Here is a 13,422-nt window from a genome sequence, read left to right as displayed (position 1 = left end):
ATATCCACAACCGATCGGTTTAACAACTGATTGGTTGTTATTGCAGCGTGCGGGTGGCCCCCTCGGCCCTCGCGTGCTCCCGGAGCGCCTCCGGGGTGGCGTTGGCGCACAGCACCACGGAGGCGCCGGCGGCCAGCGGGGCCAGCAGCCACTTCACCGGATGCTCGTGCTCGGCGGCGTCGACCAGGAGCCGGTCCCCGGCCCGCAGCCCGAAGCGCTGCCCGAGCTCCGCGGCCACGCCGCCCCACTGGCCGAAGGTCGTCCCGTCGACGCCGGCGGCATCGGTACTCCTGGTCCGCCCGAACGCCGGCACGTGCGCCGGGTGCGCGTCGAGGGCGGCGCGCAGGTCGCGGTACCCCTCGGGCGGCTCCTCGGCGAAGCAGGAGAACCGATGCTTGCCCTCGGGCACGTCCTCCAGCCACGAGCCGACGCGGTCGGCGGCGACGAGGGTCACGTCGAACGGGTCGTCCCCGCCCGGCTCCAGCGACGGCAGGCCGGCGGTCGCCTTGACCCGCAGCGACAGCGCGATCCCGGACGACCAGGCGCCGAGCAGGGCGGCGGCGGTGAGCCAGTGCGGCGGCAGGAGCACCGCGCCCCGGCTGCCGGCGCCCAGCCCGCACTCCCCGCGCAACAGCCCGGCGACCCGCGCGGCCCACTCCCCGAGCGCGGTCGCGGACAGCTCGGTCCGCTCGCCGGTGGCGTCGTCGTAGTACGTCAGCAGCGGCGCCTCGGCCGCCTCCGGAAGGTTCGCCATGCCCTACAGCATCACGACGGCGTCGCTGCGCGCCACCTCCGGGGCGTTCGGGGGCAGCGACTCGTACTTCTTGAGCACCGCGTGGATGACGAAGACGTAGGGCGCGTGGGAGGTCAGCCCGGTCACCCTGGTGCTGATCCGGGTGCAGCCCTTGGCGGGCGCCACCGTCTGCCAGACCCACGGCGGCTGGCTGCCCATGTAGAGGTGCTGGGGCACCGGGGCCAGCCGGTACTCCACGATCGCCGGATCGCCGATGTTCCACCAGCTGACCACGGCCGAGGTCGTGCCGGGCGTGACGTCGGCGCCGTTGACGACGCCCGGGCGCACCACGCCGGTGCAGTCGGTCGGCGTGGCGCTGGGCACGACGGTGGCCCGGGTCCGGCTCGGGAACGGGGACATGGAGGCGATCGGGCCGCGGACCGCGCTGCCGGTGACGTCGACCGACGGGGCGGCGTTGCCGCGCAGGTACACGGTCTTCTCCGGCAGGTTCACCACCTTGCCCGAGCCCTTGCCGGTGGAGGTGTCGCCGGTGCCGCCGCTGAGGCCCGGGAGCATGCTGCAGCCCGCCACCCCGCAGGTCAGGGCGGCGGTCAGCACGAAGGCCGCGCCGATGCACCGTTTCACCCCGTCCACATCGGCGCGCGGGGCCGCTACCTGAGCCGCAGGCGCCGCTCGATGGCGTCGGCCAGGCGGCCGGCCGCGCCCGGGGCGTGGCCGAGGAACAGCGACGGCTCGGTCAGCTCGACCTCGATGACGACGGGGCCGTCCGGCGAGGGCAGCAGGTCGACCCGGGCGTAGAGCAGGTCCTCGGCCGGCGCCGGCAGCGCGGCGAGGACCTCCTTGGCCAGGGCCAGCTCGGCGGCGGAGGGCTCGCGCGGCGAGATGTTCTCGTTCTGGTACAGGTCCCTGGTGCCCTCGTAGGGGCCGGTGAGGATGGCGCCCTTGCGGACGGCGTGGCTGAACGTCCCGTGGAAGAACAGCATCGCGGTCTCCCCGGCGGTGTCGACCCCGGCGAGGTACGGCTGGATCATCACCACCCGCCCGTCGGCCTGCAGTCCGCGCACGAGCTCGGCGGCGCGGTCGGCCTGGGTGGCGAGGTCGTACCGCCCGGTGTCGATGCTGCCGCCGCTGACCGCCGGCTTCACCACGATCTCGCCGCTGCCCGCCGGCCGCCACTGCTCGCCCGGCTCGACCCAGGCGGTGGGCACCACGGGGATGCCGGCGAAGGCGAGGTCGCGCAGGTAGCGCTTGTCGGTGTTCCACTCGATCACGGCGGCCGCGTTGGCCAGCCGCGGCACCCGGTGGGCCCAGGCGACGAACTCGTCGCGGCGGCGGGCGTAGTCCCAGGTGTTGCGGATCACGGCGAGGTCGAAGGCGTCCCAGTCCACGCCCGGGTCGGTCCAGGCGACCGGCTCGGCGGCGATCCCGCGGGCGGCGAGGGCCGGGATCAGCATCCGGTCGTCCTCGTCGAGGTCGGGCAGGTCGGCGCAGGTAACGAGAGGGACCCGGGCGGCGGCCCGGGTCGCGGTGGACTGAGAAGTCTGATCTTGGCTCACCCGGCGACGATACCGCCGGTGGTCCGGGTCGGTCCCGGCGCCGGTCAGCGCGACAGCGTGCGGCGGCCCATCGAACGCCACAGGTCGTTGCTCGGCCGCATCTGCTCGAGCAGCTCGCGCTCCCACCCGTTCTCGATCGTGACCCCGGCCTGCACGCAGGCGGAGCGGGCGATGTCCGTGCCCTCGGCGAACTGGTCCCCCCAGACGCCGTCCTCTCCGACGAGCACGATGCGAGCACCGCGCCGGCCGACGTACTCGATGACCGCCTTGGCGCCGCCGTGGTCCTCCGCGAAGGACTTGATGCCGGTGATCAGGCTGCCCGGCACCGGGCGGCTCAGGGTCATCGTCGTATCGGAACCATCTGCCATGAGCGCCACACTAGAGGGACATCAGGCCACGTGCGGGTGAACTGCGCCGCCGTTGTGATCGTTGTTACGAACAGGTTTACTGATCGCCCGCGCCGCTTCGCCCGGCCAAATCGGTCAATATCCGGATTTTCCTCGCGCTGTCGCGGCGCTCACGGCGAGACGTTCATCACTTCTGGCGAACCGGCGTGGATGTGACAAAAAATTCGGGCGTTTCTGGGTTAAGTGCCGCTTAGACCGGCATTTCGGGCCGGGTTATGGCCCTACTGGATGAGCGCGTCCACGGCCACGGCGACGAACAGCAGCGTCAGGTACGTGACCGACCAGTGGAACAGCCGCATGGGCTTCAGCGGCTCGTCGCGCCGGGCCCGGCCGTGCAGCCGGTGCGCCTCGATCAGCAGCAGCGCGCCGACGACGACCGCGACGATGCCGTACAGCGGGGTCATCCCCATCGGCCAGAGCGCGACGGAGGCGCCGACGGTGAGCCAGCTGTACACCACCGTCTCGAGCCCGACCCGGCGCATGCTGCGCACGACGGGCAGCATCGGGATGCCGGCCCGCGCGTAGTCGGCCTTGAACTTGATGGCCAGCGCGTAGAAGTGCGGCGGCTGCCAGAGGAACACGACCGCGAACAGCATCCAGGCGGTCCAGGACAGCCCGCCGGTGACCGCGGCCCAGCCGATCAGCACCGGGGCCGCGCCGCAGGCGCCGCCCCACACCGTGTTCTGCCACGTGGTCCGCTTGAGCCACAGCGTGTAGACGAGGTCGTAGTAGGCGATGGCGCCGACGGTCAGCGCGGTGGCGAGCACGTTGGTGAACGTCGCCATGAGCACCGTGGACACCGCGGCGAGGGTCAGCCCGAAGATCAGGGCGCTGCGCGGCGACACGGTGTGGGTGGCCAGGGGACGGCGCGACGTGCGCTTCATCACCTGGTCGATGTCGCGGTCGATGTAGCAGTTGAGCGCGTTGGCCGCGCCGGCCGCGAGCGAGCCGCCGACCAGCACGACGAGGACCAGCCACAGCGAGGGCAGGCCGCGCGCGGCCAGGAACATCACCGGGACGGTGGTGATCAGCAGCAGCTCGATGATGCGCGGCTTGGTGAGCGAGACGTACGCCTTCACCACCGCGGCGAGGCTCGCCCGCCGTCCGGCCGCCTCCGCCTGCTGCGCCCGGGCCAGGGCCGCCGCCGACGTGGGACGGACCGGCTCGGACCCGCGCTGATCTACGACTGCGTGGTCGACGAGCTGCGTCACGTCTGGGTTTCCACCTTCCGGCGTCGGCCGCGCCTGTCGCCCGCCGGCCACATCGTGCTGGCCGGCCGGGGTCGGGTGGAGACTGCGGCGGAGCGAGGGTCCCGCCGAGACCAGCGGGCCTCCGCATCGTAGAACAGGATCGGCGCAGGTCGGACGGCGCCCCCGGTGGGCGGGGACCGGGCACCGTTCCGAAGGGCGGGAAGCACCCGGGTAAAGGCGGCGCGCGGCGATTTCGCGCTAAGCTGAATCGATCAAGTTCCGCCCCGGCGCGGCCAGGGAGACTGGCCGGGGCGGATGCGCGGATCGACTACGGTTGCCGCTGGCACCGTCGCCGATGTCCGAAACATGGTCGACTGAGCGTGGTGCCACCCGATCGTGGGTAGGGTCGACCTGATAACCCCTTCGAGGAAAACGCAACCTCCCCGTTCGACAGGAGCAGCCCCGCCGTGAGCGATGAACAGGTCAAGGGTCCCGAGCTGTCCTGGTCCGACGTCGACCGGCGTGCGGTCGACACGGTCCGGGTGCTGGCGATGGACGCCGTCGAGAAGGCCGGCAACGGACACCCCGGCACCGCGATGAGCCTGGCACCGGCCGCCTACCTTCTGTTCCAGAAGGTGATGCGCCACGATCCCACCGACCCGAACTGGCTCGGCCGGGACCGCTTCGTGCTCTCGTGCGGGCACTCCAGCCTGACGCTGTACATCCAGCTGTACCTGGCCGGCTACGGCCTGAGCCTCGACGACCTCAAGTCGCTGCGGCAGTGGAACTCCCTGACCCCGGGCCACCCCGAGCACGGCCACACCGCCGGCGTCGAGACCACCACCGGCCCGCTGGGCCAGGGCATCGGCAACGCGGTCGGCTTCGCGATGGCGGCCCGCCGCGAGCGGGGGCTGTTCGACCCGGAGCCGGCCACCGGCGAGAGCCTCTTCGACCACGACGTGTACGTCCTGTGCTCGGACGGTGACATCGAGGAAGGCATCAGCCACGAGGTCAGCGCGCTGGCCGCGCACCAGAAGCTGGGCAACCTGACCGTCATCTACGACGACAACGAGATCTCGATCGAGGACGACACCAAGGTCGCCAAGAGCGAGGACGTGGCCGCGCGCTACGAGGCCTACGGCTTCCACGTGCAGGTCGTCGACTGGCGCAAGGGCCACGACGCCGGCGACGGGGTCTACACCGAGGACGTCCACGCGCTGTGGGACGCCATCCAGGCCGCCAAGGCGGTGACCGACAAGCCGTCGTTCATCGCGCTGCGCACCATCATCGGCTGGCCGGCGCCGAAGAAGCAGAACACCGGCAAGGTCCACGGCTCGGCCCTCGGCGCCGAGGAGATCGCCGCCACCAAGGAGATCCTGGGCTTCGACCCGTCGCAGACCTTCGAGGTGACCGACGAGGTCCTCGAGCACACCCGCGGCGCCATCGTGCGCGGCCGCGAGCTGCACACCGCGTGGGACGAGCGCTTCGCCGCCTGGCGCGAGAGCGCCGGCGAGCGGGCGGCGCTGCTGGACCGGCTGTTCGCGGGCACGCTGCCCGACGCCTGGGAGAAGGCGCTGCCGGAGTTCCCGCCCAGCGAGAAGGGCGTGGCCACCCGCAAGGCGTCCGGCGACACGCTCGGCGCGCTCGCCGGGGTGCTGCCGGAGCTGTGGGGCGGCTCGGCCGACCTGGCCGAGAGCAACAACACCACGATGGAGGGCGAGCCCTCGTTCCTGCCGGCGGAGTTCGCCACGAAGGCGTTCCCCGGCAACGAGTACGGCCGGACGCTGCACTTCGGCATCCGCGAGCACGGCATGGGCTCCATCCTCAACGGCATCAAGCTGCACGGCCCGACCCGCCCCTACGGCGGCACGTTCCTCGTCTTCTCCGACTACATGCGCCCCGCGGTGCGCCTGGCCGCGCTCATGAAGCAGCCGGTCGTCTACGTGTGGACGCACGACTCGATCGGCCTCGGCGAGGACGGCCCCACCCACCAGCCGATCGAGCACCTGTCGGCGCTGCGGGCGATCCCGAACCTCGCCGTGGTCCGCCCCGGCGACGCCAACGAGACCGCGCAGGCCTGGAAGGTGGCGCTGGAGCGCAAGGACCAGCCGGTCGCGCTGGCCCTCACCCGGCAGAACCTGCCGACGCTGGACCGCACCCTCTACGCGCCGGCCGACAACGTGGCCAAGGGCGGCTACATCCTCAAGGACGCCTCCGACGGGCAGCCGCAGGTGATCATCATCGCCACCGGCTCCGAGGTGCAGCTCGCGGTCAAGGCCCAGGAGCGCCTGGAGGCCGAGGGCACCCCGACCCGCGTGGTGTCGATGCCGTGCCAGGAGTGGTTCGAGGAGCAGGACGCGGCCTACCGCCAGCAGGTGATCCCGACGGGCGTGAAGGCCCGGGTCAGCGTCGAGGCCGGCATCGCGATGTCCTGGCAGAAGTACCTCGGCGACGCCGGCGTGCCGGTGAGCATCGAGCACTACGGCGCGAGCGCCCCCTACCAGGTGCTGTTCGAGCAGTTCGGCTTCACCGTCGACCACGTCGTCGCGGCGGCGCACGCCTCCCTCGCCAAGGTCGGCGAGATCACCGGCAGCACTACCGGCAACTGAGTACCAGAAGGAGACCGCGATGAGTTCCGATCGGCTGGCCGAGCTCGCCGCCGCTGGCGTGGCGATCTGGCTCGACGACCTTTCCCGGCAGCGGCTGAGCAGCGGCGGGCTGGACAAGCTGCGCCGCGAGCAGCACGTGGTCGGGGTCACCACGAACCCCACCATCTTCGCCAAGGCCGTCACCTCGGCCGAGGACTACGCCTCCCAGGTCAGTGACCTCGCCCTGCGCGAGACCTCGGTCGCCGAGGCGATGCGTTCGGTCATGGGCTACGACGTGCGCTGGGCCTGCGACGTGATGAAGCCCGCCGCCGACGCCAGCAAGGGCGTCGACGGCCGGGTCTCGATCGAGGTCGACCCGACGCTGGCCGCCAACACCGCCCGCACCGCCGCCGAGGCCAAGGCGCTGTGGTGGCTCGTGGACCGCGACAACCTCTTCATCAAGATCCCGGCGACCAGGGAGGGCCTGGCGGCCATCACGGCGACCCTGGCCGAGGGCATCAGCGTCAACGTCACGCTGATCTTCTCGCTGGAGCGCTACGAGGCCGTCATCGACGCCTTCCTCGCCGGCGTCGAGCAGGCCAAGGCCAACGGGCACGACCTCTCCAAGATCGCCTCGGTGGCGTCCTTCTTCGTGTCGCGGGTCGACACGGAGTACGACAAGCGCCTCGACAAGATCGGCACGGACGAGGCCAAGGCGCTGAAGGGCAAGGCGGCGATCGCCAACGCGAAGCTCGCCTACCAGCTCTACGAGCGCAAGTTCTCCGAGCCGCGCTGGCAGGCCCTTGCCGACGCGGGCGCGAACCCGCAGCGGCCGCTGTGGGCCTCGACGTCGACGAAGAACCCGGAGTACCGCGACGTGATCTACGTCGAGGAGCTCGTCGCGCCCGGCACCGTCAACACCATGCCGGAGTCGGTCATCCACGCGTTCGCCGACCACGGCGAGGTCCGCCTCGACGCCGTCACCGGCGGCTACGAGGAGGCCAAGCAGGTGATGGACGCGCTGGCCGCCCTGGGCATCGACTACAACGACGTCGTCGACGTCCTCGAGCGCGAGGGCGTGGAGAAGTTCACCGTCAGCGGCAAGGAGATGATCGAGACGGTGCAGAAGGCGCTGGCCTCCGCCGCCTGAGGTTTCACGGGTTCTCGACGCGCCCGTCACCCGCGGGCGCCAGGATGAGGGTCATGCAGGGGGTTTGGGTGTCTGAGCTGCTCGACGACGTGGTCGCGGCCGCTGGCCTCACGGTGTTCGGTGCCGCGCCCGTCGGCGATCGCGCCCTGCTCCCTGCCTCACCCGCGCTGCCCGGCCCGGACCTGTCCGACCGGATCGAGGCCCTGCGTTCGCGGGGCCTCGACCGCGTCGCCCTGCTGGCGACCGGCGCGCCCGCCGCGGCGGCCCGGGCCATCGCCACCACCCTGGGCCTGTCGCTGCTCACCCCGCGGCAGGCCCTGTCCGCGGAGTCGCTCACCCGCACGGCCCTCGTGCTCGCCGGCGAGCCCGACCCCGAGATCGATGCCTACCTGCGGATGTTCGGCGCCTTCCTCGGCGACGAGCTGACCCGCCACCTGGTCGTCGTGGCCGCCCCCGGCTCCCCCTGGGCCGCGCTGGGCGCCGAGACCTTCCTGACGTTCGCGCCGCCCCACTCGGCCCTGAGCCCCTACTCCCTGGTGGCTCCCGGCCTGGCCGGCGCCGACATCGCCGCCCTGCTCGACCAGGCGCGGGCGCTGCTCGCCCCGCCCCTGGCCGCCGCCCGCACCCATCCGATCGGGTTCGGCTCGTACAACGCCGTGCCCTCCCCGCGTCAGCCGGAAGCCCCCGAGTTCCCGCCCGGGCTGGCCCTCGGCGTGGCCATCGGCGAGGCGGCCCGCAACGGGCGGAACAAGCTCGCCGTGTCCCCGGACGGCTCCGGCATCGACGGCCTCGGCGAGTGGCTCGAGTGGCTGTTCGCCGCCGTCGCGCCCCACGTCGTGCCGGTCGTCCTCGAGAACCCGTCCTCCTGGGGCCACGAGGGCCCGGACGTGCTCAGCGTGACCATCGGCGGCATGCTGGGCCGCAACCAGGTCCGCAGCCTCACCCCCGACCTGTCCGTCAACGGCCCGCTCGGCGCGCAACTGCTCGCCTGGGAGCAGGCCGCGCTCGTGGCCGGCGCGCTCGGCCCCGGACCCGCCCTCGTCGAGGGGGCGATCGAGGTGTACGGCGAGACGCGCGCCACGACCGTGATCGGCGCGATCGACAAACTGATGCGTCGCGTGCCCGAAGGTGGGTACGTGGCGGTTGCCGCGCACCTCGACCGCGAGGCCGATGCCGCGGCGGCCGGTGTCCGCGACGCCCTCGCCGGGAGGGTGGCGCGGGCCGTCACGTTCGGCTGGGGGAATCGTCCGCCGCTGCCCGGGCTCGGCGCGCTGATCCAGATCACCGCCGCGACGGGCGACGACGTGCCGGTGCCCGGCCGGCCGTACACGTTCGGCCGGCTCCTGGCCGCCCAGGCGGCGGCCGAGGGGCGCGGGCCGCGGCTCCGGCTCCATCTGACCGACCGGACAACCGGTATCGACCAACTGTTGGCCGCCCTCGGAGGGTGAGACTGATGACCAATCCGCTGCGGGACCCGCAGGACCGGCGACTGCCTCGGATTCCCGAGCCGTGCGCGCTGGTCATCTTCGGCGTCACCGGTGACCTGGCCCGCAAGAAGCTCATCCCGGCCGTCTACGACCTGGCCAACCGGGGTCTGCTACCGCCCAGCTTCGCCGTGCTCGGCTTCGCCCGGCGCGACTGGGGCGACGGCGACTTCGAGGACCTGGCCCGCAAGGCGGCCCAGAACGGCGCCCGCACCACGTGGCGGGAGGAGGTGTGGTCGCGCCTGTCCGGGAACATCAAGTTCGTGCCCGGCTCGTTCGAGGACGACCAGGCCTTCGACCACCTGGCGCAGACGCTCAACGACCTGCACGACGAGTCCGGCATCCCGGGCAACGCGGCGTTCTACCTGTCGATCCCGCCGTCGGCCTTCCCGGTCGTGCTCAAGCAGCTCGAGCGGACCGGCATGTCGGACAACGCGAAGTCCGGCGGCTGGCGCCGGGTCGTGGTGGAGAAGCCGTTCGGCTACGACCTGTCCTCGGCCAAGCAGCTCAACGACCTCGTCGACGACGCCTTCACCGCCCGCGACGTGTTCCGCATCGACCACTACCTGGGCAAGGAAACGGTCCAGAACATCATGGCGCTGCGGTTCGCCAACAACCTGTTCGAGCCGGTGTGGAACTCCAACTACGTCGACTCGGTGCAGATCACGATGGCCGAGGACGTCGGCATCGGCACCCGCGCCGGGTTCTACGACACGGTCGGGACGGCCCGGGACGTACTGCAGAACCACCTGCTGCAGCTGCTCGCCCTGGTGGCGATGGAGGAGCCGACGGCCTTCGACGCCGAGGCGATCCGCACCGAGAAGCTCAAGGTGCTCAACGCCATCAAGGTGCCGACCGACGTGTTCACGCAGACGGTGCGGGGGCAGTACCTGACCGGCTGGGTGGCCGGCGAGCGGGTCCCCGGCTACCTCGAGGAGAAGGACGTCCCGGCGGAGTCGAAGACGGAGACGTACGTGGCGGTGCGCCTGGGCATCCAGAACCGCCGCTGGGCCGGGGTGCCCTTCTACATCCGGGCCGGCAAGCGCCTGCCGCGGCGGGTGACCGAGCTCGCGGTGCTGTTCAAGAAGGCCCCGCACCTGCCGTTCAACGACGCCGACGTGGAGATGCTCGGCAACAACCAGCTGGTCATCCGGGTCCAGCCGGACGAGGGCGTGATGCTGAAGTTCGGCTCCAAGGTGCCGGGCACCACGATGGAGGTCCGCGACATCGCGATGGACTTCCAGTACGGCGAGGCGTTCACCGACGCCAGCCCGGAGGCGTACGAGCGGCTCATCCTCGACGTCCTGATCGGCGACAAGACGCTGTTCCCCGACTCCGCCGAGGTCGAGGCCAGCTGGAACGTGATCGACCCGCTCGAGGCGTCCTGGGCCGGCTCCACGCCCGAGCCGTACCGCGCGGGCGAGTGGGGGCCGCGGGCCGCCGACGAGATGCTGGCCCGCGAGGGCCGCGCCTGGCGCCGGGCGTAGGGCCAACTAGGGAGACATGGACATGATCGGTTTGTGGGACACCACCGGCATCGAGGTGGTCAAGGCCCTGGCCAACGAGCGGCGCAGCGCCGGCGGCCTGACCAGTGGCCTGGCCCTGACCCTGATCGCGGTGGTCGACGAGCGCCAGGTCCGCGAGGCCGAGGCGGCCGCCACCATCGCCGCCTCCGCACACCCGTGCCGGCTGCTCATCATCGTGCGGGCGGACGTGACGCAGCAGCGCTCGCGGCTCGACGCCGAGATCGTGGTCGGCGGCCGGCTCGGGCCGTGCGAGGCGGTCGTGATGCGCATGCAGGGCCGCCTGGCGCTGCACGCCGAGTCGGTGGTCATGCCGCTGCTCGCCCCGGACGTGCCGGTGGTGACCTGGTGGCAGTGCACCCCGCCGGAGCGCATCGCCTACGACCCGCTGGGCGTGGTGGCCGACCGGCGCATCACCGACAGCGCCCAGGCCGAGGACCCGGTCGCCGCGCTGCGCGTGCGCTCGGACGACTACGTGCCCGGCGACACCGACCTGGCGTGGTCGCGGATCACCCCGTGGCGCACCCTGCTGGCCGGCGCCTTCGACGCCAACCGGGTCGGCGTGCGGGCCGCCACCGTCGTGGCCCCCGAGCACGACCCGACGGCGCTGCTGCTCGGCGGCTGGCTGGAGGCCCGCCTGGGCGTCCACCCGACCCGCCGCTCCGGCTCCGGCAGGATCATGGAGGCGGTCGAGCTGCAGCTCGAGGACGGCAACGAGATGAAGCTGACCCGCGACCTCAACGCGGGCGTCGCCACCCTGCAGCGCACCGGCCAGCCGGACCGCATCCTGCCGCTGACCCGCCGCCCGCTGGGCGACGAGCTGGCCGAGGAGCTGCGCCGCCTGGACCCGGACCAGCCGTACGCGGCCGCCCTGGCCGCCGGCACCGGCAAGCGCCGCCTCGACGAGCGCACCGCCCCGCGCGTGCACATCTGGAAGGACCCGGCCCTGGCCGAGCGCCCGGAGGCGTCCGCCGCGGCCTCCCTGGCCCCCGCACCGGAGCCGGCCGCGCTGGTAGAGGAGCATGTGGCGTCGTGACCCAGAGCAAGGTGATCGTCCACACCGAGCCGCGCCTGCTGGCCGAGGCCGCCGCCGCCCGCCTGATCGTCCGCCTGACGGACGCCCAGGCCGAACGCGGCGAGGCCACGGTCGTGCTGACCGGCGGCCGCATCGCCGCCCAGATCTACCAGGCCGTCCGCGACAGCCCGGCCCGCGACGCGGTCGACTGGACGCGGGTGAACCTGTGGTGGGGCGACGAGCGCTTCCTGCCGGCCGGTGACGACGAGCGCAACGAGACCCAGGCCCGCGCCACCCTCCTGGAGTCCCTGAAGCTCGACCCGACCCGCGTCCACCCGATGCCGCCCTCGGACGGCCCGGACGGCGACGACGCCGAGGCCGCCGCCGCCCGCTACGCCGCCGAGCTGGCGCAGGCGGCCCGGCCGGGCTCGGCCGAGCTGCCGCACTTCGACGTGGTGCTGCTGGGCGTCGGCGAGGACGGCCACGTGGCCTCGGTGTTCCCCGAGCACCCGGTCACGTTCGAGACGCGCCCCGTCTCGGCGGTGCGCGGCAGCCCGAAGCCGCCCCCGGTCCGCACCACGCTGACCCTGCCCGCCATCAACACGGCCGACGAGGTCTGGCTGATCGCGTCGGGGGCGGGCAAGGCGAGCGCGGTGGGCCTGGCCCTGGCCGACGCGGGCCCGCGCCAGGTGCCGGCCGCGGGCGTGCACGGCCGCGAACTGACGCTGTGGCTGCTCGACTCGGCCGCCGCCCACGACCTGCCGCCGAAGTTCCGCAGCCTGGTCTGAACGTTCCCTGTTTTGAGCTGCTTGTTTTGAGCGGCTTGTTTTGAGCGGCGCCGTCGCCTCCGGGCGGTCGGCGCCGCTGCATCGATGGGCTGATAGCCTCGCTCCTCGGTGCTGGTCTTCTCCCCTGCCGTCGTGGCCGTCACGCTGCTGGCCGCCGTCCTCCACGCGGTGTGGAACGCCGTCGCGCACCAGGCGCCGGACCGCCTGCTCGGATTCGCGCTGATCAACGTCGCCTACACGGTCATCGGCGGGCTCGCCGTCGCCGTGCTGGGGCTCCCGCCGGCCGGCTCGTGGCCGTACATCATCGGCTCGGCCCTGATCCACGTCGTCTACCAGCTGCTGCTGTGGGCCAGCTACGAGTTCGGCGACTTCAGCCAGGTCTACCCGGTCGCCCGCGGCACCGCGCCCTGGGTCGTCGCCGTGCTGGAGATCGTGCTGCTGCACCGGGCCATGCCGGTGGTCCAGCTGATCGGCGTGCTCACGATCTCGGCCGGCCTGGTGAGCATGGCCCTCGACCGGGGCCGGCCGACCCGCGCCCAGCTGCCGGCACTGGCCGCCGCGGTGGCGACCGGCCTCGCGATCGCCGCCTACACCGTCGTCGACGCCTCGGGGGTGCGCACCACCCCGGTGCTGCTCTACGCCGCCTGGATGTTCTTCCTGCAAGGACCGGTGCTCCCGCTCGTGGCGTTGGCCCGCCGCGGCCGCCGGCTGACCACCGAGGTGCGCAAGAGCGCCGCCGGCGGACTGGTGGGCGGGGTGCTCTCCCTGACCGCGTACGGCCTGGTGCTCTGGGCCCAGACCAGCGGCGCGACCGCCGCCATTGCCGCGCTGCGCGAGACCAGCATCGTCATCGGCGCGATCATCGGCGTGGCGTTCCTCGGCGAGCGCCTGGGCCGGCGGCGCATCGCCGCGGCCGTCCTCGTGGCCGCCGGCATCGTCCTGGTCAGCCTGTAGACGGCGGCCCGGC

The 13,422-nt window shown here is 72.5% G+C and carries 12 protein-coding genes; 7 read left to right on the top strand and 5 right to left on the bottom strand.

Going from position 1 to position 13,422, the window contains the following annotated elements; genetic code table 11:
* Window positions 1–37 precede the first annotated feature (37 nt).
* From ABD352_RS22535 to ABD352_RS22515, 5 genes are all read right to left on the bottom strand, one after another.
* A complete protein-coding gene (locus ABD352_RS22535) occupies window positions 38–754 on the bottom strand; it encodes a TIGR03089 family protein (protein WP_344614425.1) in 717 nt (238 codons plus the stop codon).
* A gap of 3 nt (window positions 755–757) precedes the next feature.
* Window positions 758–1,378: a fibronectin type III domain-containing protein gene (locus tag ABD352_RS22530; protein ID WP_344614424.1), complete on the bottom strand. Its 621-nt coding sequence runs from the start codon at window positions 1,376–1,378 to the stop codon at window positions 758–760.
* Between the two features lie 26 nt (window positions 1,379–1,404).
* A complete protein-coding gene (locus ABD352_RS22525) occupies window positions 1,405–2,310 on the bottom strand; it encodes an ATP-grasp domain-containing protein (RefSeq protein ID WP_344614423.1) in 906 nt (301 codons plus the stop codon).
* 44 nt (window positions 2,311–2,354) lie between these two features.
* Complete coding sequence (locus tag ABD352_RS22520) at window positions 2,355–2,678, bottom strand: hypothetical protein (RefSeq protein ID WP_344614422.1); 324 nt, start codon at window positions 2,676–2,678, stop codon at window positions 2,355–2,357.
* A gap of 260 nt (window positions 2,679–2,938) precedes the next feature.
* Window positions 2,939–3,853, bottom strand: a complete 915-nt coding sequence (locus tag ABD352_RS22515) for a heme o synthase (protein ID WP_344614607.1) — start codon at window positions 3,851–3,853, stop codon at window positions 2,939–2,941.
* Between the two features lie 605 nt (window positions 3,854–4,458).
* On the opposite strand from ABD352_RS22515, the gene tkt reads away from it, so the two are divergent.
* From tkt to ABD352_RS22480, 7 genes are all read left to right on the top strand, one after another.
* A complete protein-coding gene (gene tkt / locus ABD352_RS22510; RefSeq protein WP_425553611.1) occupies window positions 4,459–6,516 on the top strand; it encodes a transketolase in 2,058 nt (685 codons plus the stop codon).
* Window positions 6,517–6,535: 19 nt separating this feature from the next.
* On the top strand, window positions 6,536–7,645 hold the full coding sequence (gene tal, locus ABD352_RS22505; protein WP_344614420.1) for a transaldolase: 1,110 nt from the start codon (window positions 6,536–6,538) through the stop codon (window positions 7,643–7,645).
* A gap of 53 nt (window positions 7,646–7,698) precedes the next feature.
* The gene (locus ABD352_RS22500; protein WP_344614419.1) at window positions 7,699–9,093 is read left to right on the top strand and encodes a hypothetical protein; all 1,395 of its coding nucleotides are present in this window, start codon (window positions 7,699–7,701) and stop codon (window positions 9,091–9,093) included.
* 5 nt (window positions 9,094–9,098) lie between these two features.
* Window positions 9,099–10,616 carry a glucose-6-phosphate dehydrogenase gene (zwf, locus tag ABD352_RS22495; RefSeq protein WP_344614418.1) on the top strand — a complete coding sequence of 506 codons (1,518 nt, stop codon included), beginning with the start codon at window positions 9,099–9,101 and terminating at the stop codon, window positions 10,614–10,616.
* 22 nt (window positions 10,617–10,638) lie between these two features.
* Complete coding sequence (locus ABD352_RS22490) at window positions 10,639–11,688, top strand: glucose-6-phosphate dehydrogenase assembly protein OpcA (RefSeq protein WP_344614417.1); 1,050 nt, start codon at window positions 10,639–10,641, stop codon at window positions 11,686–11,688.
* Complete coding sequence (pgl, locus tag ABD352_RS22485) at window positions 11,685–12,455, top strand: 6-phosphogluconolactonase (protein ID WP_344614416.1); 771 nt, start codon at window positions 11,685–11,687, stop codon at window positions 12,453–12,455. Before ABD352_RS22490 ends, pgl begins: the two co-directional genes overlap by 4 nt.
* A gap of 108 nt (window positions 12,456–12,563) precedes the next feature.
* Window positions 12,564–13,409, top strand: a complete 846-nt coding sequence (locus tag ABD352_RS22480) for an EamA family transporter (RefSeq protein ID WP_344614415.1) — start codon at window positions 12,564–12,566, stop codon at window positions 13,407–13,409.
* Window positions 13,410–13,422 lie beyond the last annotated feature (13 nt).

The sequence above is a fragment of the Dactylosporangium salmoneum genome, from assembly GCF_039532525.1.
Lineage (GTDB): Bacteria > Actinomycetota > Actinomycetes > Mycobacteriales > Micromonosporaceae > Dactylosporangium > Dactylosporangium salmoneum.
Note: the sequence above shows the minus strand (reverse complement) of the source record. Positions and strands in the feature narration are given on the sequence as shown.